At 71.7% G+C, this 21,989-nt stretch carries 19 protein-coding genes and 1 riboswitch; of the genes, 14 read left to right on the top strand and 5 right to left on the bottom strand.

Annotated features, from left to right (window positions below; translation table 11 throughout):
* Positions 1-177 precede the first annotated feature (177 nt).
* Positions 178-1,038 (bottom strand): SDR family oxidoreductase, encoded by an 861-nt coding sequence (locus tag ACFT2C_RS00440; protein WP_377205035.1) that lies wholly within the window; start codon positions 1,036-1,038, stop codon positions 178-180.
* Between the two features lie 147 nt (positions 1,039-1,185).
* Between ACFT2C_RS00440 and ACFT2C_RS00435 the strand changes: the two genes are divergently transcribed.
* Positions 1,186-1,872: a PAS and ANTAR domain-containing protein gene (locus ACFT2C_RS00435; RefSeq protein WP_377205034.1), complete on the top strand. Its 687-nt coding sequence runs from the start codon at positions 1,186-1,188 to the stop codon at positions 1,870-1,872.
* 13 nt (positions 1,873-1,885) lie between these two features.
* Here the strand turns inward: ACFT2C_RS00435 and ACFT2C_RS00430 are convergent, their stop codons facing one another.
* Positions 1,886-3,931, bottom strand: a complete 2,046-nt coding sequence (locus tag ACFT2C_RS00430) for a SigE family RNA polymerase sigma factor (RefSeq protein WP_377205033.1) — start codon at positions 3,929-3,931, stop codon at positions 1,886-1,888.
* Positions 3,932-4,045: 114 nt separating this feature from the next.
* Between ACFT2C_RS00430 and ACFT2C_RS00425 the strand changes: the two genes are divergently transcribed.
* Entirely contained in the window at positions 4,046-4,888 is an 843-nt protein-coding gene (locus tag ACFT2C_RS00425) for an endonuclease/exonuclease/phosphatase family protein (protein WP_377205032.1), read from the top strand.
* Here the strand turns inward: ACFT2C_RS00425 and ACFT2C_RS00420 are convergent.
* Both ACFT2C_RS00420 and ACFT2C_RS00415 read right to left on the bottom strand, forming a co-directional pair.
* Positions 4,861-5,271: a VOC family protein gene (locus tag ACFT2C_RS00420; protein ID WP_377205031.1), complete on the bottom strand. Its 411-nt coding sequence runs from the start codon at positions 5,269-5,271 to the stop codon at positions 4,861-4,863. The genes ACFT2C_RS00425 and ACFT2C_RS00420 overlap by 28 nt on opposite strands.
* Before the next feature lie 38 nt (positions 5,272-5,309).
* On the bottom strand, positions 5,310-5,675 hold the full coding sequence (locus tag ACFT2C_RS00415) for a hypothetical protein (protein ID WP_377205030.1): 366 nt from the start codon (positions 5,673-5,675) through the stop codon (positions 5,310-5,312).
* Positions 5,676-5,868: 193 nt separating this feature from the next.
* Here ACFT2C_RS00415 and ACFT2C_RS00410 point away from each other — a divergent pair, with 193 nt between their 5' ends.
* The 9 genes from ACFT2C_RS00410 (at position 5,869) to ACFT2C_RS00370 (ending at position 15,908) form a co-directional block, all read left to right on the top strand.
* A complete protein-coding gene (locus tag ACFT2C_RS00410) occupies positions 5,869-6,774 on the top strand; it encodes a LysR family transcriptional regulator (RefSeq protein WP_377205029.1) in 906 nt (301 codons plus the stop codon).
* Between the two features lie 16 nt (positions 6,775-6,790).
* On the top strand, positions 6,791-8,239 hold the full coding sequence (locus ACFT2C_RS00405; RefSeq protein ID WP_377205028.1) for a lactate dehydrogenase: 1,449 nt from the start codon (positions 6,791-6,793) through the stop codon (positions 8,237-8,239).
* A gap of 56 nt (positions 8,240-8,295) precedes the next feature.
* The gene (locus ACFT2C_RS00400; protein ID WP_377205027.1) at positions 8,296-9,039 is read left to right on the top strand and encodes a dienelactone hydrolase family protein; all 744 of its coding nucleotides are present in this window, start codon (positions 8,296-8,298) and stop codon (positions 9,037-9,039) included.
* Positions 9,040-9,181: 142 nt separating this feature from the next.
* On the top strand, positions 9,182-9,784 hold the full coding sequence (locus ACFT2C_RS00395; RefSeq protein ID WP_377205026.1) for a hypothetical protein: 603 nt from the start codon (positions 9,182-9,184) through the stop codon (positions 9,782-9,784).
* A 289-nt stretch (positions 9,785-10,073) separates the two neighbouring features.
* Positions 10,074-10,204, top strand: a riboswitch (glycine riboswitch).
* Between the two features lie 156 nt (positions 10,205-10,360).
* A complete protein-coding gene (gcvP, locus tag ACFT2C_RS00390; protein ID WP_377205025.1) occupies positions 10,361-13,324 on the top strand; it encodes an aminomethyl-transferring glycine dehydrogenase in 2,964 nt (987 codons plus the stop codon).
* An 82-nt stretch (positions 13,325-13,406) separates the two neighbouring features.
* Positions 13,407-14,573, top strand: coding sequence for a glycine cleavage system aminomethyltransferase GcvT (gene gcvT, locus ACFT2C_RS00385; protein WP_377205024.1), 1,167 nt, complete (start codon positions 13,407-13,409; stop codon positions 14,571-14,573).
* Positions 14,574-14,608: 35 nt separating this feature from the next.
* Entirely contained in the window at positions 14,609-14,980 is a 372-nt protein-coding gene (gene gcvH / locus ACFT2C_RS00380; protein ID WP_377205023.1) for a glycine cleavage system protein GcvH, read from the top strand.
* 200 nt (positions 14,981-15,180) lie between these two features.
* The gene (locus ACFT2C_RS00375) at positions 15,181-15,405 is read left to right on the top strand and encodes a LuxR C-terminal-related transcriptional regulator (RefSeq protein WP_377205022.1); all 225 of its coding nucleotides are present in this window, start codon (positions 15,181-15,183) and stop codon (positions 15,403-15,405) included.
* A 77-nt stretch (positions 15,406-15,482) separates the two neighbouring features.
* Complete coding sequence (locus ACFT2C_RS00370; RefSeq protein ID WP_377205021.1) at positions 15,483-15,908, top strand: (deoxy)nucleoside triphosphate pyrophosphohydrolase; 426 nt, start codon at positions 15,483-15,485, stop codon at positions 15,906-15,908.
* A gap of 21 nt (positions 15,909-15,929) precedes the next feature.
* Here the strand turns inward: ACFT2C_RS00370 and ACFT2C_RS00365 are convergent, their stop codons facing one another.
* Positions 15,930-16,751: a 2-phosphosulfolactate phosphatase gene (locus tag ACFT2C_RS00365; RefSeq protein ID WP_377205020.1), complete on the bottom strand. Its 822-nt coding sequence runs from the start codon at positions 16,749-16,751 to the stop codon at positions 15,930-15,932.
* Positions 16,752-16,906: 155 nt separating this feature from the next.
* Between ACFT2C_RS00365 and ACFT2C_RS00360 the strand changes: the two genes are divergently transcribed.
* The 3 genes from ACFT2C_RS00360 to ACFT2C_RS00350 all read left to right on the top strand — a co-directional run bounded on the left by ACFT2C_RS00360 (position 16,907) and on the right by ACFT2C_RS00350 (position 21,905).
* Positions 16,907-20,569, top strand: coding sequence for a phosphodiester glycosidase family protein (locus tag ACFT2C_RS00360; RefSeq protein ID WP_377205019.1), 3,663 nt, complete (start codon positions 16,907-16,909; stop codon positions 20,567-20,569).
* A 17-nt stretch (positions 20,570-20,586) separates the two neighbouring features.
* Entirely contained in the window at positions 20,587-20,805 is a 219-nt protein-coding gene (locus ACFT2C_RS00355) for a hypothetical protein (RefSeq protein WP_377205018.1), read from the top strand.
* A 245-nt stretch (positions 20,806-21,050) separates the two neighbouring features.
* Positions 21,051-21,905 (top strand): hypothetical protein, encoded by an 855-nt coding sequence (locus ACFT2C_RS00350; protein WP_377205017.1) that lies wholly within the window; start codon positions 21,051-21,053, stop codon positions 21,903-21,905.
* The last annotated feature ends 84 nt before the right edge of the window (positions 21,906-21,989 follow it).

Genomic DNA, 21,989 nt, shown 5'->3' with positions numbered 1-21,989 from the left:
CCACCACACGATCACGCATGGATTCCTCCGGGAACGCATGCCGAATTGTGTGGCGGAGGCGGACCTTTGCCTTGTTGCGGCACGCGGTGGACGACGGCGAGCGCGGGACGGTCGAGGTACTGGAACGGGCGGGCGCCGGGAGTGTCGCCGGGAACGACCGAGTTGCGCCGTCCAGGATCAGAACACCGGACGCCCGCCGGTCACGCCGAGCACCGTCCCGGAGACGTACGACGCCGTCACGAGCGACGCGAGGAACACGAACGCCGGAGCGACCTCGGCGGGCTGGCCGGCGCGGCCCAGTGGAGTGTCCGAGCCGAACGACGTGACCTTCTCCTCCGGCTGCGTGGCCGGCTGCAGCGGCGTCCAGATCGGCCCGGGTGCCACGGCGTTCACCCGGATGCCCCGAGGGCCCAGTTCGGCGGCGAGGTTCACCGTGATGTTGTTGATGGCGGCCTTCGAGGCGGCGTAGTCGAGCAGCGAGCTCGACGGCTGGTACGCCTGGATGGAGGAGTTGTTGATGATCGCGCTGCCCTCGTGGAGATGCCCGAGCGCCGACTGCGTCACCCAGAACAACGCGTACAGGTTGGTCTTGAGCACGCGGTCCAGCTCGGCGGTCGTCACGTCCTCGAGGGACTCGCGCCGCGCCATCTGGTAGCCCGCGTTGTTCACCAGGACGTCCAGCCCGCCGAGCTCGCCGGCCGCGCGGTGCGCGACGCCGCGCGCCGTCGCCTCGTCCCGCAGGTCGCCGGGGAGGAGAGCGCACTGGCGCCCGGCCTTCTGCACCCACTCCGCCGTCACTCTCGCGTCCTTCTCCTCCTCGGGCAGGTAGGAGATGGCGACGTCGGCCCCCTCGCGGGCGAACGCGATGGCCACCGCCCGTCCGATACCGGAGTCACCGCCGGTCACCAGGGCCTTGTAGCCGACGAGCTTCTCGCTTCCGACATAGCTCGCCTCGCCATGGTCCGGCGTCGGGATCGTCTGATCGGTCATGCCGGGCGGGTTCTGCTGCTGCGGTGGGAAGGGCTGGTCCTGGCTCATCTCGTCCTCCGTCGTCGTGCGGCTCTCGAACCGACGCGGTGGCCTCTCCGCGACCTCGTCTTTTCACGCTAGCTCCAGCGCTGGTAGGTCGCACATCCCGTACTGTCGGAGCACCAGGTCCTCCGAAGCCGCCCGGGAAGGAGCGTCGTGAACTCTGCACAGACGCCTGCCGAGCACCCGCTCGACGATACCGTCGAGGAAGTGCTCGCCGGAGGGGACCGGCCGCCGGTCGGTCGGTACCGGCTCGACCTGGCGACGGGCCGGTGGGCGTGGTCGGACGAGGTGTACGTGATGCACGGTTTCGAGCCGGGGCAGATCGTGCCGACGACGCCGCTCATGCTCTCGCACAAGCACCCGGACGACCGCGCCCGGGTCGACGGGGTGCTGCGGCGTGCCGCCGAGACGGGGCAGCCGTTCAGCTCGGTGCACCGGATCCGGGACGCCCACGGCAAGACGCGGACGCTGGCGGTGACGGGACAGGGGCGGCGTGATCCCGCCACGGGCCGCGTGACCGAGCTGTTCGGGTACTTCATCGACGTCACCAAGTCGCAGCGGGACGCGGCGGCCCGGGAGGCGACGGCGTCGATCCAGGCCTCGGCGGAGCGGCGTGCGGTGATCGAGCAGGCCAAGGGCGTGCTCATGGTGGTCTACGGCATCGACGAGGAGTCGGCGTTCGAGCAGCTCCGGCAGTCCTCGAACCTCGCGAACATCGCGGTGCGGGACATCGCGCACACGCTGGTGCACCTGTTCTCGGGGCCGAACGTGACGGTGTTCCCGACGCGGGAGGCCATCGACGCGTTCCTTTACGACCCGGTCCCTCCAGGCGACGGCTGACCCACCGGCGCCGTCAGTCGCGCTCCAGGGTGGGGGTGACCGTGCACTCGACGAGCCACTGCCGCGGGCTCTGGGTCTCGAGCCAGGCGGTCCGGTTGCCTGCCAGGCTCGCGGTCACGGAGCCGCCCGGGAACCGGGCCAGGTCTGGGCCGTCGTACCCGGAGGCCGACGGCGTCGCGCGGTACAGGTAGGAGGAGTCCGTCGGGTTCTCGGCGGCGGTGTCGGTGCTGGTCCACGAGACCAGACCGCCCGACGCGCGGAGGTCGTCGACGACGCCGTCGGGGAGGTGCACGACGCTGTCGCGGCCGCCGATCCGATCGAGGACGTACAGGGCACCGGATCCAGCACCGACGGGCATGACCGTCCACGCGACGATCTCGTCCGAGACGGCGACCTGGGTGACCTCGGCCGACGAGTCGTGTTCGATCTCGAACAGGGTGGTGCCGGTGACGTCCCCGCCGGCCAGGTCGTCGAACAGCCGGATCGACGTCGTGCTGGTTCCGCCGGCGCCAGGGCTCAGGACGGCGGCGACCGCCTCGTCGTCGTCCGCTCCGAGTGCGGTGACGCCGGCCGCGAGCTCCATGGCCGTGCCTCGGTCGTCGAGCGTCTCGGCGAACAACCGGGTGTCGTCGTACGTGACCCCAGCCGTCCACAGGGCATGGTCTCGGGTGACGGCGAGCAGCCACAAGCGTTCCTCGGTAGTGGTGACGGTCCACGTCGTGCCGGAGACGCTTTCCGGCGTCGTGTCGGAGACTTCCACGCGGAGGAAGCTCCTGCGGGGCGATGTGTCCGCCGCCGCGTACTCGCTCCAGACCACGCGCTCTCCGGTGACGGCGAGGCCGGTCGGGAACGCCCTGCTGCCCTGGTAGAACGTCAGGCTGGTCGCCGACCCTGAGTGGTCGCCCGCCCACGGGCTCTGGATGCGCGCGTCGTCGGTCTCGTCGTTGTCGTCGAAGAGCTCCGCGCTGTCGAAGTGCCAGATCTCGCCCGAGTCAGAGAGCCCGCGGGGCTCGGGCAGCGGTTCCCCGTCGGCGGTGACCGGCAGCCCCGAATCGTCGACGTACCCGGGCGTGACCGCCTCGATGTCGACGTCGTAGCAGGTCAACAGGCGCGCATCAGCGGCGTCGACCACCAGTGGGTCGTCGAGGGGACCGACGTCCTCGCCGGGCTCCGCCGGACGGTTCGGCGTCGGAGCGGGCACGTCCTCCGGGCAGGCGACCGGCGTGTTGCCGATCAGGGCTGGACCGGGCCCGATCTGCTCGGCGCGACCGTCGTCGAACAGCGGCGCGAGGAGCTGCCCGCCGGGCAGGACCACAGGCCCGATGCCAGGAATCGGTACCGGGCCGCGGGTCACCACCCCGAGCGCCAGCAGGAGCACCACGCACGCGGCCCCCACCGCCTGCCCGACCCGGCGCCGCCGCAGCGCGGCCCGGCTCCGGTCGAGCACGGCGCGCTCGTCGAACTCCACCGGCTCGACAGCCTCCGCGCCTTCGCGGAGCAGGTCCCGGAGCCGGGCGAGCCCGCGGGAGTTCGCCGCCTTCACCGTGCCGACGGCGAGCCCCAGCTCGCGGGCGACCTCCGCCTCGGGCAGGTCCAGCAGGTGCCGCAGCACCACCACCCGGCGCTGGGTGGGCGGGAGCTGGGCCAGTCCCCGGACCAGCTCGTCCCGCAGCACCACACGACCCGCATGGTCCGACGTCGACGCGACCGGGATCTTGTCGTCCCCCGGGAACGACTCCCGGTGGCCGTGCCGCCAGCTGTCGATCTTCAGGTTGACCAGGATCCGGCGGGCATAGGCCCGCTGCGTGCCCGGCCGGACCTTGGCCCACGTGCGGTAGACCCGCTCGAACGTGGACTGGACCAGCTCCTCCGCACGATGCGGGTCCCCGCACAGCAGGTACGCGGTGCGGTGCAGATAGGCGCCGGAGTCCCGCACGAACGCGGTGAACTCCGCGTCGCGGGAGCGCGGCACGTCGACACGCACGTCCCCCGCCCCGCCGTCGCCCGACGAGGTGCCCGGCCAGAAGTTGTTCACGGTCGCCCCGCTCTCGTGCGTCATGACATCCACTACGGAGGGTGTGGGTCAAAGGTTGCACGCCTGACGCGCCCGCGTACTGCTCACGGCCGCGCGCCGGGGTCGCGGCCTCGCCGGCGGAGGGCTCAAGATCAGCAGGTGCGCATCGCCACGTTCAACGTTCAGCACGGCCTCGGCCCGGACGGCCGCGTCGACAACGCCCGCCTCGCGGACGCCGTCGCTGCGCTCGACGCCGACATCGTCGGCCTGCAGGAGGTCGACCTCCGGCAGGCGCGGTCCGGGGGAGCGGACCAGGCGCGGCTCTGCGCCGAGGCGATGGGCGCGGTGGACCAACGGTTCCGGCCGGCGCTCGCCGGCCCGTTCCGCTACCCCGGCGTCCGACGCCGTGCCCGCCGCACCGAGCGGCCCGGCGCACCCGGCTACGGCATCGCGCTCCTGTCCCGGTTCCCCGTCCGGATCTGGCACACCGTCCTCCTGCCGCCCGCGACGCCGTGGGTCTGGGGTCGCGTCCAGCTCGGCACCGACGAGCCGCGCGTGGCGCTCGCGGCGCAGGTCGACGCGCCGTCCGGGCCGTTGACCGTCGTGTGCACGCACCTCAGCGTGTACCAGTTCCCGTCAGTGACCTGGGCGGGCGGGCTCGCGCGGCGCGCGGTCGGCTACCGGCGCGGAACGCCGGGCGAGCGGCACGCGGAACGCCAGGTGGACCATCTGCGCCGTCGTCTCGAGGGGCTGCCCCGGCCGCTGGTCCTGCTGGGCGACTTCAACCTGCGCGCACCGATACCGGCGGAGCGCACGGGGTGGCGTTCGCTCGCGACGGGCGACACCTATCCCCGGCACGACCCGCGGTTCCAGATCGACCACATCCTGTGGGACGGCGGCGTCGTGCCCGACGTCGAGGGCCGCGTCGTGGACACGGGCGTCTCGGACCACCGGGCGCTCGTCGTCGACGTCGATCAGCCGACGAAGATGCAGAACGGGTGACCCGCCGGGTCCGCGAAGACGTAGAGCGGTTCCTCCGGGTCGTCCGACCGGTCGTACTGTTGCGTCGCCCCGAGTACCAGGGCACGGTCGCGTGCCTCGGCGAGCGCGGCGGCGTCGGGCACCGTGGTGTCCAGATGGAGCTGCTGCGGCACGTCGGGCGCTGGCCAGGTCGACCTCGGGAGGCTCTCGACCTGCTGGAACGCGAGGGGCACGCCGTCGTCGTTCCGGAGGACCAGCCAGTCGCTGCCGTTCGGGTCGGGCTCACCGGCGGGCGGGGGCTCGTCGCCGGGGCGGTACGAGAGCCCGAAGAGCTGCCGGTAGAACTCGGCCAGGGCACGGGCGTCCGTGGTGTCGAGCACCACCTGTCGAATGTGCGGAGTCATGCTCCGAGCGCAGCACACCCGGCGCGAGGCCGCAACGGTCAGGCGGCCTCGGCGTACACACGGTGGCTGACGGCGGGCCGCGCAGCGGGCTCGACGTCGTCGCGTGCGGCGTCCTCGACGATCCGCAGTACCGGTGCGCTCTCCGCCTGCTTCTTCTTCTTCGCGCGGAGCACCGAGGTGACCGCGTTCGCGCCGATCAGGATGGCTGCGATGTTCGCGGCGGCGGACGGCCAGACGCCGTTCGTCGCGGCGACCGTCAGCATCGTCACGCCCGCCAGCATGTTGGTGCCCTGGAACGCGAGGGAGTCGGCGTTCCAGCGCCCGCGACTGACCATGGCATAAGCCACGAGGCCGGCGATCGCGCCGACCCAGCCGAGAGCGGTGGCAACCATCATGAGGGTCATGGCAATACTCCTGGGGAAAGTGTGTGATCGAAACGATTCGAGGATGCGCTGGAACCCGAGTGATCGGATCCAAGTGGGGAGTGTGGCGACCGGTTCGGGAGAGCTGGGTCCGACCGTTGCCAGGGTCAAGCATGAGGCAGAATCACGTTCAGCACAATCGAATGTTCGTGACTCCGGGATGTAGCATCGCTACATGGCCACCGACCCGCGAAGACTCGCATTTCTGCTCGCCGTGCACCGTGCTGGCGGCGTCCTCGCGGCGGCCGATCTCCTGCATGTCACGCCCTCCGCGGTCTCGCAGCAGATCGCCCGTCTGGAGGCGGAGGAGGGCCTCGACGTGCTGGACCGCGGGCCCCGCGGCGTGACCCTCACGCCGGCTGGCCGGGTCCTGGCGGACGCGGCAGAGCGCATCGAAGCGGAGCTGGTTCAGGCGCGTCAGGCCGTCGCCGCCCTGGGCGGCGAGCTCACCGGGCGGGTGTCGGTCGGGTCCATCCAGACGGCCATCCGTACGGTCGTGGCGCCGATGCTCGTCTCGCTCGCGGAGCGCCACCCGCACATCGAGGTCGACGTGCAGGAGTACGACCCGGCCGAGTCCGTCCGCCGGCTGCGCGCCGGCGACCTGGACGCGGTGGTGCTGGAGCGGGACGTCGACGTCGACGCGCCCGCCCCGCGCGGCGCCCACGACGTGCCGCTGCTCGACGAGCCGTGGCGCATCGTGGTCCCCACCAGCCTTCCCGAACCGGAGCGCCTCGACGACCTCGTCGGGCTCACGTGGGTGGGGCCGCAGGCCGACTCGGCGGCAGAGCGTGCGGCGGCCCGGCTCGCGACCCAGCTCGGCACGACCTTCGAGACGCGGCACCTCTACAACGACTTCGACACCGCCATCTCGCTCGTCGCCGCAGGTCAGGGCATCGCGATGCTGCCCGCCCTCGCTCTGCAGCAGGAGCTGCCCGACGGCGTCGCGGTGGTCTCGCTGGCCGGCCTCGGCTCGCGGCGGCTCGTGGTGCGGCACCGGAAGAACCGGCACGAGCCCGGCCCGGCAGTGCGGGCCGTCGTGGACGAGATGGTCGCGGCGGCGCGCGAGATCGACCTGGGGTAGCCGTAGGCTCGCGGCCATGGACGTCGCCGTAGTCGGGGCCACCGGGGACGTGGGCCGGCAGATCTGCACCCAGCTCATCGCGCATGGGGTGCTCTCACCCACGTCGCGCCTGCAGCTCGTGGGGCGGCCCGACGGGAGCAGCGCCAGCGCGGTGCACGGCCTCCGCACCGACCTGATGGACGCGTTCGACGAGCGCGCGCCCCTGATCGACGTCGCGCTGACGCCCGGGGAGGTGGTGGCCGACGTCGTCGTGGTCGCCGCCGGGCTGACCCCGCTCGCCCGGGCGGGCGCCAGCACCGACCGCACCAAGCTCGCAGCCGCGAACAAGCAGGTCTTCGAGCAGCACGCGGCGGCGCTGCGCAAGCATGGGTCCGGCCGCGAGGTGGTGATCGTCGTGTCGAACCCGGTCGAGGTGGGTGTCGCGGTGTTCGCGAACGCGCTCGGCAGGCACCGGGTCATCGGTATGGGCGCGTGGCTGGACACGCTGCGGTTCCAGCGTGAGATCGCGCTCTCGCTCGGGGTCCGCCGGGCGCGCGTGTCCGGCTTCGTCGTGGGCCAGCACGGGGAGCGGCCGGTCCCGCTGTGGTCGACGGTGCGGATCGCGGGGCTCGACGTCGCCGAGCGGCTGGCCGCCGTCGAACGACTGCGCCAGGGGCGCACGCTCGACACCTACCCGGACGAGCTTGCCGACGCCAAGGTGCGCCTCGACGCCCTGGCGGTGCGCGACGTCGCGGAGGCGTTCGCCCTGGTCGACACGTGGCCGCCGGACGTGCGCGTCAACGCCCGGGCGTGGATGACCCACCAGAGCGGCGCCAAGACCGCCACCGGCACGGCGGCCGCGACGGTCGACATGATCGCCACGCTCCTGGACGGCCGCGAGATCGTGGTGGCCGGCCAGGTCGCCCTCGCGGACGAGGTGCGGATCGGCGGGGCGACGAGCCCGGGCCGGGTGCTCGGCGTCCCGGTGATCCTGGGGCCGGAGGGCTGGGGCCGCGTGGTCCTCGACCCGCTGGCCGACGACGAGGCCGCCGCGCTCGCCGCGTCCGGGCGCATGATCGACGGCATGCTCGACAGCCTCGGCATCCCCCCGGCGGGAGACGACCCGGTGGTCGGGATGGCCGCCGTGACGCCGCCCGCGGTGGGCGCCGAGGCGCCGTCCTGGGAGGTCGACGTCGAGGTGCGCGGCTCCGACGAGGTGGGCGTCGTCGCGACTCTGACCAGCGTGTTCTCGACCCGCGGCGTCACCGTCGACGCCGTGTCGACGGTGCGCGCCAGCACGAGCGGCGTACGGCTACGGTTCCGCGCGGGCGAGCGCAGGGCGCTGTCGCTCGTGCGCACGCTGGAGCGGCTGTCGATGGTGACGAAGGTCGTGGTAACTTCGGCATCGCCAAGCTTGCTGCGAACCGAGGAGGTGAGTCCGATCAACGCTGTGACAGGTCGGGGCTCCCTCCCTCGCAGGGGCTAGCTCGCAGGAGCTAGGGAGTGCCCGCAAGAAGGCATCCCGAAAGGCTTGAGACGCACATGCGCTTCACCTCCCAGACGTCGTTCGACGGCGTCACCGAACAGCTCTTCACCCTCCCCTTCACCTTTGGTGAGATCCCCGGTGTGCTGTGGGTCCCGGACGACGTCGCCCCCACCCGCCCCCTGATCCTGATGGGACACGGCGGCGGCCAGCACAAACTGGCTCCCGGCATCGTGGCGCGCGCTCGACGCTTCGTGGCCGAGGGTGGTTTCGCGGTGGCCGCGATCGACGCGCCCGCCCATGGTGACCGCCCGCGAACCGAGGAGCACGACCGGGTCATCGCCGAGATGCGGACCCGCAGACAGTCCGGTGGGGACGCGACAGCGGCGCTCGCCGAGCTGCACACCCTTCTTGCCGGTCAGATCGTCCCAGAGTGGCGGGCGGTGCTGGACGCGGTCCAGGAGCTCGACCACGTCGGTGCCGGTCCGGTCGGCTACTGGGGGGTGTCGCTGGGCTGCGCTCTCGGCGTACCGCTCGTCGCCGCGGAGCCCCGCATCCGTGCGGCGGTGCTGGGTCTGAACGGGGCGGAGTCCTTGGCCGAGGCCGCCGCGCAGATCACTGTCCCGCTGGAGTTCCTGGTGCAGTGGGACGACGAGATGGTTCCGCGAGCGGAGAGTGTGGCCCTGTTCGACCGCTTCGCCTCCACCGAGAAGACCCTGCACGCGAACCCGGGCAAGCACGGCGAGGTCCCGACGTTCGAGCTGGACAGTTCTCTGCGGTTCTTCGCCCGGCACCTGAGCTAGCCAACCTCGGTGTAGCGACGCGCTGGTCGGGCTCCGCGCCCGACCAGCGCGTTTGCCCGTTGGAGTAGCCGGTCGCGCCACGGGGCGCAGCACGACATGATCTCAGAATGCGCTCCGCGTCTAGAGCACAGAGGATGTCTGCGTGACCGAAGTTGAGACAGAGGGTGTTGCGCTTCACGCGTGGGTAGATGAGTCGATGCAGATGGCGCGCGACGGTCACGGCGGCTGGTACGTCTTGGCGGCAGTCGTTACCGAGCCTCGCGCGTGTGGTCCAATTCGCGAGGAACTTCGCGAGCTGTTGCTCAAGGGAACTGATCGGCTGCACTGGCGTGAGGAGTCGACTCCGCGTCACGAGAAGATCGCTTCAGCCATTGCGGGTCAGGACGTCGTTCATGTCGTCGTGGTTGGTGCGCCGCTTGATAGCCGCAAGCAGGAGAGGGCTCGAGGAATCTGCATGGAAAGGCTCCTCTCCGAACTTGAGCAGTTCGGTGTCACGCGGGTCTGGCTCGATGGTCGTAAGCCGCAGCTCAACGCGCGGGATCTGCGACTGGTCGAGGGCCTTCGCGGTAAGCGAGCAATCTCCGGCGGGATCCACGTGGACTTCGCGTATTCACGGAACGAAGAGATGCTCTGGATTCCCGATGCGGTTGCTGGTGCGGTCAGCATGGCTCGGCAAGGGCGTGAGACTCACGTGCGCCTGGCGTTCGGCGAACTGATTGATGAGATCGATGTCGACGTCATCTGACAAACGCGAAGGCCGGGGTCCCGACGTCCATCGGGTGGTCCCGGCCTCACTTCCTTACCCCCCAGCAGGAGGCGGCATCAGTCATTCTACTACGCAGTCGGTGGCGATGCTGAAGGAGCTGTCCCGGTTCGCTCACCACTACCAGGCTGGGTACCTCGAAGAGATCCGTGAGGGATGGCCGGAGTAGCAGTGTCTCCGGGGCAGCGCCGCGCCGCTACGATGTGCGCATAACTGAAGATCTTCAGCGGTCCCGGGCCTCGACGAGCTCGATCACCAGGACCGTGCCGCCAGAACCGTGACGGGAGAGTCCGGCCAGGCGCGCGCCTCCGCCGTCGGGCAGGGGTGCCACCTGGAGAACCGGCGCCGAAGGAGCAATTTCCTCCCCGGGAATCTCTCAGGCCCCCGTACCGCCACGGTGAGGCAACTCTGGAAAGCGAGCCGCTCCGCCGTCAGGCAGAGAGGCTCCACCGACGGTGCAAGCCGGCGCGTCCCGCCCTCCTCCCGGATCCCGGGCGGAGCACGACGGACCGGCAAAACTCTCAGGTAGACGCACGCCCCGGGTGGGCAGGGTGTCCGATGACAGAGCGGGGAGGGACCGCAGTCGTCCCCACGCCCCCGGACAGCCAGGAGCCCGCCGTGAGCACGCCCCACAACCCCGATGTCTTCGCCGACCGGCATCTCGGCCCCCGCGGCCGCGAGGTCAGCATCATGCTGGACCAGCTCGGCATCGACACCATGGACACCCTGGTCGACCGGGCGGTCCCCAAGGCGATCCGCACCCAGACGCCGCTGAACCTGCCGGCCGCCCGCACGGAGCCCGAGGTGCTCGCACACCTGCGTGAGCTCGCGGGCAAGAACCAGGTCAAGACCCAGATGATCGGCCAGGGCTTCTACGGCACGCACACGCCCGCCGTCATCCGCCGCAACGTGCTCGAGTCGCCCGCCTGGTACACGGCCTACACGCCGTACCAGCCGGAGATCAGCCAGGGCCGGCTCGAGGCGCTTCTCAACTTCCAGACCGCCGTCGAGGACCTCACGGGCCTCGAGATCGCGAACGCCTCCCTGCTCGACGAGGCCAGTGCCGTCGCCGAGGCCGTCGCCCTGATGTGGCGCGCGTCGCGGGCCAAGGAGGGTTACGTCGTCCTGGACGCCGACCTGTTCGGGCAGTCGCTCGCCGTCGCCAAGGGCCGCGCCGAGGCGATCGGCCTGCCCGTGGTCGTGGCCGACCTCTCCCAGGGCCTGCAGGCGGGCCTCGCGGCAGCGGTGTCCGACGGCGCCTCGCTACCCGACGGCCAGCTGGTCGGCCTCGTGGTGCAGCAGGCCGGGGCGTCGGGCCGCGTGCTCGACGCGCGCGGCGTGGTCGCCGAGGCCAAGGAGGCCGGGGCGCTCGTCACCGTCGCGACCGACCTGCTCGCCCTGACGCTCCTGGTCAGCCCGGGCGAGCTCGGCGCGGACATCTCGGTGGGCTCCGCGCAGCGCTTCGGCGTCCCGCTGTTCTACGGCGGCCCGCACGCCGCCTACATGGCGGTCAAGAAGGGCCTGGAGCGCCAGCTCCCCGGCCGCCTGGTCGGCGTCTCCATCGACGTCGACGGCGCCGCCGGCTACCGCCTTGCCCTGGCCACCCGCGAGCAGCACATCCGCCGCGAGAAGGCCACGAGCAACATCTGCACCGCCCAGGCCCTGCTGGCCATCGTTGCCAGCATGTACGCGGTCTACCACGGCCCGGAGGGCCTCAAGGCAATAGCCACCCGAGTCCACGCCCACGCGGCCACCCTCGCCGACACCCTGCAGTCAGCGGGCGTGGAGATCGAGCACGACACCTTCTTCGACACCATCCGCGCCGTCGTCCCGGGCAAGGCCCAGGAGATCGCACGCGCGGCGGCCGACGCCGGCTACAACCTCTTCGTCCCGGACGCCGACCACATCCAGATCAGCCTCGACGAGACGACCACCGCTCAGGACGTCGCCGTCGTGGCGCAGCTGCTGGGTGGCGAGGTCTCGACAGGCTCGACCACCGGGGCAGACCTTCCCGCGGAGGTGACCAGGACGACGCCGTACCTGACTCACCCGATCTTCCACTCACACCGCTCCGAGACGAGCATGCTCCGGTACCTGCGCAAGCTCTCCGACAAGGACCTCGCGCTGGACCGCACGATGATCCCGCTCGGCTCCTGCACCATGAAGCTCAACGCCACCGCGGAGATGGAGGCCATCTCCTGGCCCGGCTTCGCGGACATCCACCCCTACGCCCCCGTCGACCAGACCCAGGGCTACGAGGAGCTCGTCTCCGCGCTCGAGGACCAGCTCGCCGAGATCACCGGCTACGCGGCTGTCTCCCTCCAGCCCAACGCGGGCAGCCAGGGCGAGTTCGCCGGCCTGCTCGCGATCAAGGGCTACCACGCGTCGCGCGGCGAAGGCGGCCGCGACATCGTGCTGATCCCGGCGTCGGCCCACGGCACCAACGCGGCCTCGGCGGCGCTCGCGGGCCTGCGGGTCGTGGTGGTGGCGACGGCGGACGACGGCGAGATCCTGCTGGACGACCTGCGCGCCAAGCTGGACCAGCACGGCCCGCAGGTCGCGGGGATCATGATCACGTACCCGTCCACGCACGGCGTGTACGAGGAGCACGTGCGCGAGGTCTGCGACCTGGTGCACGACGCCGGCGGCCAGGTGTACATCGACGGCGCGAACCTGAACGCGCTGGTGGGCCTGGCGCGGCCGGGCGAGTTCGGCGGCGACGTCTCGCACCTCAACCTGCACAAGACGTTCTGCATCCCCCACGGCGGCGGCGGCCCGGGAGTGGGCCCGGTCGCGGTGGCCGAGCACCTCGTGCCGTTCCTCCCGGGCGACCCGACGCCGGGCGTGACGGGCGCGCCCGGGGCGACCACGGCGACGTCGGGCATCCCGGTGGCCTCGACGCGGTACGGCTCCGCGGGCATCCTGCCGATCTCGTATGCCTACGTGGCCCTGATGGGGCCGGACGGGCTGACCGAGGCGACCAAGGCCGCCGTCCTCACCGCCAACTACGTCGCGAGCCGCCTGAACCCGCACTTCCCCGTGCTGTACACGGGCCCGAACGGGCTGGTGGCGCACGAGTGCATCCTCGACCTGCGCAAGATCACCGCCGAGACCGGCGTGACCGCGGAAGACGTGTCGAAGCGGCTCATGGACTACGGCTTCCACGCGCCCACGCTGGCGTTCCCGGTGCCGGGCACGCTCATGGTGGAGCCCACGGAGTCCGAGGACCTCGCCGAGCTGGACCGGTTCATCGACGCGATGATCGCGATCCGCGGCGAGATCGATGCCGTCGCGGCCGGCCGCTGGAGCGCAGAGGACTCGCCGCTGCGCGGGGCGCCGCACACGGCGTCGTCGCTCATGACTGACGAGTGGGACAAGCCGTACTCGCGCGAGCTGGCCGCCTTCCCCGTCGCGAGCCTGCGGGCCACGAAGTACTGGCCGCCGGTGCGCCGCATCGACGGCGCCAAGGGCGACCGCAACCTGGTCTGCTCGTGCCCGCCGGTCGAGGCGTTCGCCGAGTGACCCCGGTGACGTGTGGGCGCGATCGTTGCGCCCAAGACGGACAGGTAGTCGCAACAATCACGCCCGCAACCAAGGAGCGCGCATGACCGACAAGACGACCCCGCTCCACGACGAGCACGTGGCGCTCGGCGCCTCGATGACGCCGTTCGGCGGCTGGCTCATGCCGCTGCGGTACACGTCCGACCTGGCCGAGCACCGCGCGGTGCGCGAGGCCGCCGGCCTGTTCGACCTGTCGCACATGGGCAACATCAACGTGACCGGGCCGGACGCCGCCGCCTTCCTCGACCACGCGCTCGTCGGCTACATCTCCAAGGTCCGTGAGATGGGCGCGCGCTACTCGATGATCTGCGCCGCGGACGGCAGCGTGCTGGACGACCTCATCGTCTACCACAAGGCCCCCGGCGAGTACTCGGTCATCGCGAACGCCGCCAACGCGGAGCTCGTCCTCGCGAAGCTGCAGGAGCGCACCGCAGGGTTCGACGTCGTGCTCAAGGACGTCCAGGCCGGTCAGGCGCTGATCGCCGTGCAGGGCCCGCGGGCCGTGGAGATCATGCTCACCACCGCGGGCCTGGCGGAGGACGCCGAGATCTCGGGCGGCACCGCGTTCGCCGACCTCAAGTACTACGCCTGCATGGGCATGCGCTTCGAGGGCGAGCCCGTGCTCGTCGGCCGCACCGGGTACACGGGTGAGGACGGGTTCGAGATCTGGGTCTCCGCGGACAAGGCGGTGGCGCTGTGGCGCGCGCTGCTCGCGGCGGGCGAGCCGCTGGGGCTGGTCCCGGCGGGCCTCTCCGCGCGCGACTCGCTCCGCCTCGAGGCCGGCATGCCGCTCTACGGCCACGAGCTCGACACCACGACCACGCCCTTCGAGGCGGGGCTGGGCCGCGTGGTGCGCCTCGACAAGGTGTCCGACGACGGCGCGCCGCTCCCCTTCGTCGGCCGGGGCGCCCTGGCCGCGCGCAAGGAGTCGCCGCCGGCGCGCGTTCTCGTGGGCCTGCGCGGCGAGGGCCGGCGCCCGGCGCGCGCGGACTACGAGGTCGTGCTGCGCGGCGACGGCACCACGCCCGGAATGGTGGTCGGCCGGGTCACGTCCGGGGCGCCGTCGCCCACCCTGGGCTACCCGATCGCGATGGCCTACGTGACGCCCGAGGTGTCGGCCGAGGGCACCGAGCTCGCGGTCGACGTCCGCGGGCGGGCCGAACCGTTCGTGGTCGTGGCCATGCCGTTCTACCGTCGTCCCCAGAACTGAATCCCCTCTCCCGCCCAGAACCTCAAGGAGCTGTCATGGCCGACTTTCCCGAGAACCTCAAGTACACGACCGAGCACGAGTGGCTGGACGGGTCGACGCCCGCCGTCATCGGCGTGACCGACGTCGCCGCCGAAGCGCTCGGTGACGTGGTCTACCTGGAGCTGCCCGAGGTGGGCGCGACCGTCGAGGCGGGCGCCGTGGTGGGCGAGATCGAGTCCACCAAGTCCGTGTCCGAGCTGTACTCCCCGGTCAGCGGCACGGTCACCGAGGTGAACGCCGAGGCCGTGGACAACCCGGAGATCGTCAACCAGGACCCGTACGGCAAGGGCTGGCTCTTCAAGGTCGAGGTGACCGGGACGGGCGAGCTGCTCACCGCTGCCGAGTACGCGGAGCGCACCGGGAACTGACCGCTCCACACCTCCGGTCTGGCCGCCGAATCCCCCCTGACCACCTAATACGTATCCGGGGGGCGATTTCGGTCTCGGAACGGTAACAGTCCAAAAGTTCGTCCAGAACCGCGTCATGAACTCCATGCGGGGCGCTTTACCTCGTAGCAGCAACCGTAGGCCGGAACCCCAGAACCGGCCGCTGTGTGGAGGAAACGACCATGACCGCGATGACCCTTGACCACCGTATGCCCAGCCTCACCCGTCGTGAGCGGGTGATCCTGGCGAACCTCACCGAGGACGCCACTCTCGAGCAGATCGCTCGACGCCTGTACGTCACCCGTAACACGGTGAAGACGCAGGTTCGCAGCGTCTACCGCAAGCTCGGCGTGTCCTCGCGTGCGGAGGCGATCGCCAAGGCGAACGAGTTCCAGATCGCGGACTGACACACAGTCCCACGACGACGGCGCCCTTCCCCAGGGGTGCCGTCGTCGTTCTGTGTCCGGGTGGGAGACTGCTCGGCATGCAGGAGACCCTCATCGACGTGGTCGCCGCGGCGATCGTGGACGACCTGGACCATCCCACCCGGCTGCTCGCCGCCCGCCGTTCGGCCCCCGCGGCGCTCGCCGGCCGCTGGGAGTTCCCCGGCGGCAAGGTGGAGCCCGGCGAGGAGGAGCTCGCCGCGCTGCGCCGCGAGCTCGCCGAGGAGCTGGGCGTGACGGTAGCCGTCGGCGCCGAGCTGCCCGCGCCCGACGGCGGCGCGTGGCCGATCACCAGCACGCACCGCATGCGGGTCTGGTTCGCGCGCCTGGAGGACGGCACGCCCGCGCCGCTGGAGGACCACGACGAGCTGCGCTGGCTCACGGCGTCCGAGCTGGACGACGTCCCGTGGCTGGAGGGCGACGTCCAGATAGTGACGGCCCTGTCCAAGCTCCTCACGCCGAGGTAGACGACTACCTCGGCGGGGTGGTCAGCGGGCGGCCGCTGAGAGGTTCCGGCGGTTGCGGGCCGCGGACACGCGGTGCCCGAGCGGCACGAACGCGCCGTCCATCAGCACGGGCACGACGTCGGTGGCGTCGACGTCGGTGGAGATGGTGACGTCGTCGCCGAACCCCGAGTCGAGCAGCTCGCGGCCGCTCGCGGTGCCGCCCACCGAGTCGGCGATGTCCTTGGTGCCCTTCCACAGGGTGACGGTCGCCGCGGTCTCGGGCGAGACGCTGACCTTGGGCAGCATCGAGGTCAGGCGGGTCGCGATGGCGCCGACGGCGAGGTAGTCCTCGAGAGCGGGGCGCAGCGTGTCGTCGGGCCAGCGCTCGCCCACGGGGACGAGCACGACGTCGTGCTTCTCGGACGCGTCCAGGTGCGCGGCGGCGAGGCCGGCCACTGCCTTCGCGTTGCGCAGGCTGCCCGCGACGATGAGGGCGCCGCGGTTGGCGATGGTGTGGCAGATCTGGGCCGCGCTGGGCGACGGGATCACCAGGCGCTCGGCGTCGAGGTCCTGGAGCGACGCGGGGGAGATGCTGATGCCGTCCTCCCACCGCGGGCCGGCGAGGGCGGCGCGCATCGTGCGCGCGAGGCGGGCCGCGCCGGCGGGATCGTGATACGGGAACGGGTACACGCCCGCGCCCTGTTCACAGGCGACGGTGACCGCTGTGGAGAAGGAGAGCACGTCCACGACGACCACGAGCGACGAGCGCGCATCGGTGGCGGTGAGGGCAAGTGCGCCGGAGATGCCCCAGTCCGTGCGCACACGGGCAGGACGCTGGTCGAAAGCGGGGGACGTGTTTGCCACGAACGCATCGTAGTGTCACCCGGACTCGCCCATGTTTCGCGCTCAGCGAACACCGTTGCGGTTCGGACACTATTCACACTCCCGCCGCCGGGTCATAACCTCGCCGCGCAACGCTGCCGCAGACCGCTCCCCCCGATGCCCCAGAAGGAACGAGCATGCGACGAGTGACGTCCGCAGGGCTGCCGGCCATGCCGAGCACCGCCTTGACCCAAGCGCTGACCTGCGGAGTTACCGCTGCTCTCCTCATCGTCCCGGCGACGGGTGCGGTCGCGGCACCCTTTCCCGAGCCGGAGGACGTTCCCCGCACCAGCGCCGCACTGACGGCGCCGACGCCGTTCGCGAGCGCTCCGCCGCGGTCCGGCAAGCCCGTCGAAATTTCTGGAGATGTCACCCATCTCCCCCTGGACGATGCCGGCGACGCGATCGTCACGCGGCGCGAGGAGCAGCGCATCGCGCCCGGCCTGGAGCTCACGCGGTTCGCGCGGATGAGCGAGGACGGCTGGCTGAGCGGCGAGGTGCTGGTCGCTGACCTCGGCTCGGCGGCGGGTGGGCTGGCATCACAGGGCAAGGTGCAGGTCGGCTACGTCGGCCCAGACCACATAGCGGGCAATGCGACGGTCTCCGAGATGGCGGCCTCGCGCGGTGCGGTCGCCGCGATCAACGGCGACTACTTCGACATCAACAACTCGGGTGCCGCCCTGGGCGCGGCCGTTGACGACGGCACGCTGCTCAAGTCCGCGTCGCCGGGCCGTGAGCGTGCGGTCGTCTTCGGGTCGGACCCTTCGACAGGCTCAGGGCAGCGCGCCGTGGGGCGGCTCGCGCAGATCTTCCTCGAGGGGTCGGTGAGCTGGGCGGCCTCGACGGGCTCGACCGGCGAAAGCTCGACCACCGAGGTCCCCGTCAGCGGCCTCAACGTCACCGCCCTGCCCGCCGGCGGCGTCGCCGTGTACGACGCCGGCTGGGGCGCCTTCACGCGCACCCGCCCCCTCGCGTCCGGCGAGCAGGGCGTCGAGGTGCGGGTCGACGCCGACGGGACCGTGACCGCCGTCGGGCAGCCCGCCGGTGGGCAGCTTCCCGACGGGACGCGCGCCGTCGTCGCCCGTCCCGGCGAAGCAGCGGACGCCCTCGCGACCCTGGTCCCGGGGGACCGCGTGGACGTGGCCTACGGCCTGCGGGAGGACGCGGGCGACGTCGCCGTCGCCATCGGCGGCGGGGTCGAGGACCCGCTGCTGGAGGACGGCGAGGTCACCAGTGCGACCGGCGACCACGTCGAGCTGCGGCACCCGCGCACCGCCGTCGGCTTCGACGAGTCCGGGACCCGGGCGTACTTCGTGGTGGTGGACGGCCGCCAGACCCACAGCATCGGCATGAACCTCTACGAGCTGGGCGAGCTCATGGCTCAGCTCGGTGCCGACGACGCGATCAACCTCGACGGCGGCGGCTCCTCCGAGATGGTCGCCCGGATGCCGGGCGACGCCGGCACCACGATCCTGAACAGCCCGTCCGACGGCTACGAGCGCGCCGACGCGAACGGCCTCGGCCTGTTCGTACCGGCCGGCTCCGGCCGGGTCTCGGCCTTCGACGTGCGCACCACGGTTCCGGCGGCCGACGCCGACCGGGTCTTCCCGGGCCTGCACCGCACCCTGGTCGGCAAGGGCTACGACGACGCCATGGGCCCGGTCGACAGCGAGCCGTCCGCGTGGCGCACCCGCGACGGGTCGGTCGCGTCGGTGCGCGACGGCGTGGTGACCGGACGGAAGCCCGGCAGCACCGTCGTCACCGCCGCATCGCTGGGCCGCTGGGGCCTCGCGACCGGGACCGCCGAGGTCGAGGTGCTGGGCAGCCTGGTCCGGACCGGCGTCGACACGCCGGTGATCGCGCTGGAGAGCGCCGACGCCACAGCACCGCTGGTCCTGACCGGCTACGACGCGCAGGGATTCGCGGCGCCGATCGAGGCGCGGGACGTCGCGGTGAGGGGAGGCGACGACGTCGCCGAGCTCGTCCCGGCGGCCGACGGGTCCTTCGAGGTGCGGGCGCTCGCGCCGGTGGGCGGCACCACCTTCGAGCTGTCCGTGCCCGGCCCCGACGGCGCGGACCTGACGACCGAGGTGGCGGTGACCGTCAGCCTCGAGGAGGACGTAGTCGCCGACTTCGCCGACGCCGCCTGCTGGACGTCCGCGCACGACCGCGCCCCGGGCGGATCGGTGGCTCCGGCCGCTGGGCACGACGGCGCAGCCGGGCTCCGGATGGCCTACGACTTCACGCAGTCGACGGCGACGCGGGGCCAGTACGCGGTGCTGCCGGAGGCGGCCGCGGGCGGCCGCGAGCTCCCCGGCGCGCCGCGCGCGGTCACGATGTGGGTGGACGGCGACGGTCACGGCGCCTGGCTGCGGCTGCAGGTGCGGCAGGGCAACGGCGTCGTCACGCAGCTCGACGGCCCGGAGGCCACCTGGACCGGCTGGCGGCAGGTCACGTTCCCGGTGCCCGACGGCGTCACGTTCCCCCTGAAGCTGCAGCGCGTCCGCGCCCTGGAGACCACGGCCGGCGAGCTGTACTCCGGCGCCCTGACCCTCTCCGAGATCGCGGCGCAGGTGCCGCCCTTCGTGGACGTGCCGGAGGCGCCCCGGGTGGAGGACCCGACGGTCGTCGCGGACGGCGCCACCGACGGCGCACCCCTGCGGGTCGCGGTGCTGTCGGACGCGCAGTTCGTGGCCCGGGACCCCGAGTCCGGCGCGGTGGCGGGCGCGCGGGACGCGCTCCGCGAGATCGTCGCCGACGACCCGGACCTGCTGGTCATCAATGGCGACCTGGTCGACGAGGCGACCCCCGAGGACTTCGACCTCGCCCGGCGCATCCTCACCGAGGAGCTCACCGGCGCGGACTTCCCCTGGTACTACCTGCCCGGCAACCACGAGATCATGGGCGGCTCGATCGCGAACTTCGAGGAGGAGTTCGGCGAGCGGACCCGCGTGCTCGACGTCGGCCCGGACGGGCAGGTCTGGACAGGCTCGACCAGCGGTGGGACAGGCTCGACCAGCGGCGTCACCCGGCTGGTCATGCTCGACTCGTCGGCCGGCCGCCTGGGCGCGGACTTCGCGCAGGTGCGGATGCTGCGCGACGCCCTCGACGACGCGGCGATCGACCGCTCGGTCACCGGCGTCGTCGTGTTCGCGCACCACCCCCTGGACGACCCGCTGCCGACCAAAGCCAGCCAGCTCACCGACCGCCTTGAGGCCGACACCCTGCGCGGCTGGTTCGAGGACTTCGAGGAGACGTCCGGCAAGTCGATAGCGTCGGTGGGCTCGCACGTCGGCGTCTTCCACGCGAGCACGCAGGACGGCGTCCCGTACCTGGTCAACGGCAACTCCGGGAAGGGCCCGGCCAGCACCCCGGCCGACGGCGGCTTCACCGGCTGGTCCATGCTGGGCGTCCGCCCGGCGTCGGGCACGGGCACGCACGGCACGGGCACGCCGGGCGCGTGGCTGTCCTGGGAGGTCAACACACGCGCCGAGAGCCTCACCGTCTCCGGCCCGCGGTCGCTCGAGGTGGGCGAGTCGGCGGGGGTGAGCGCCGTCGTCGTGCAGGACGGGACGCGCGAGGTGCCGGTCGCGTGGCCGGTGTCGTCGGCCTGGGGCGGCGAGCGGGTGTGCACCACCGGCGAGACCGGTCGCGCCGCACTGCGGGACTGCCCGCGCGGCACGTTGCTCGCGCTCGACCCTGGCACGCACGTGCTGACGGCCCTGCGTGCGGGCGAGACCACGGTGACCGTCACGGTCAACGGGCAGGCCGGCGAGCTGGCCGTCAGCACCACCCGATAGGACTGTAGATTTGCCCCATGAGTGATTTCGAGGTGGCCCGTCGGCAGAAGCAGGAGCCCACGGCGACCCTGCTGGTTCGCTTCATCGCGTGCTTCGCCTTGTTCCTGGGCGGGCTCGCGTTGCTGGCCATCGGATCGATCGGTGAGTCCGCGTCGTCGCCGTTCCTGTTCGTGGGCGGCATCGTCGCCGTCGGGCTGTCGTTCGGCCTGCCGATGACCGGTGCCACCGAACGGTAAGAAGCGCACAGCGAAGCAGGGCGCCCGTCTGGTCTCGACCAGACCGGCGCCCTCGCTTTCTTGGCCATCATCGTGTCGACAGCTTGGAGTGGCTCCCGCAAGGCGACCACCACGGCTGTGGCTGCTGAACTCCTTCGTCCTCACGTACAACGTTTCGTGTTTCCCGTCCGTGCTCAGTGGTGAAGCCTGACGGCGAGCGACATGCGCTCGCCGGGACAGGCGCCACAGAACAGACAGGAGCCACAATGTCTCTGCACAGCACGTCCCGCAGATCTCTCTTTCGCCGGGGTCTGGTGGCGTTGGCCACCGCCGCAACGCTGCTGGCAGGCGGCCTGATCGCCGCTCCGGCGGCGCAGGCCATCCCGCTCGTCGACACCGACGAGCGTGACGGCACCACCTTCACGACCCGCATGTACGCCAAGGGCTCAACGATCTCGGGCGCAGTGGACAACGACATCCTCTGGGACCCTCCCTCGTTCAGGTACCTCGTCGACCTGGGCTGGACGGGCGGCAAGCTGCGGTCGTTCGACGGCGTGGTCACGCTGCAGCGGGTCGGTTCCACGAATGTGCGCCGGTTCCCGCTCATGGTGGACGAACGTGGTAACCGGACGAGGACGGTCGACCTGCCTGGGACCATCGACCTGGGGTTTTACCGCGTGGGTATCGAGTTCACCGCGGGGGTGCAGCGTCCCGATGGTCAGGTGAACTGGCACCGGGTCAACGTGAACAACGTCAAGACGGTGTCGATCCGGCGTGCCACGGAGCTTCAGGGAGCGATCTCGAACCACACGGCGACCGACGGCCGGCCCTCGCGGATCACCGGGACGGTGCGGGGGTTTCGCATCGGCGACGACGGCGACCTCTCGTGGCGCACGCTGCACAGCGGCACCGTGCACCTCTCGTACGACCCGGACGGCCCGGTACTCGACGAGGAGAGGAACGTCTACGTGCGGGAGCTGACCATCGGATCCGACGGGACGTTCTCGACGGTCGTTCCAGCGCACGACCGGTGGTGGAAGCTCACCTACGCGGGCAGCGACCGGTTTGCCGGCAGCATGATGTGGCTACCGCAGGGCGACTACGAGGGCTGCGGCTGCTGACCGCACCGGGCCGGCGGCGGCGGCGGGCCACCGCCGTCGGACCCGAGAAACGCCGAAGGAGGGCCGCAGCCCTGCGCTGCGGCC

The organism is Promicromonospora sp. NPDC057138 (assembly GCF_042670845.1).
GTDB lineage: Bacteria > Actinomycetota > Actinomycetes > Actinomycetales > Cellulomonadaceae > Promicromonospora.
Note: the sequence above shows the minus strand (reverse complement) of the source record. Positions and strands in the feature narration are given on the sequence as shown.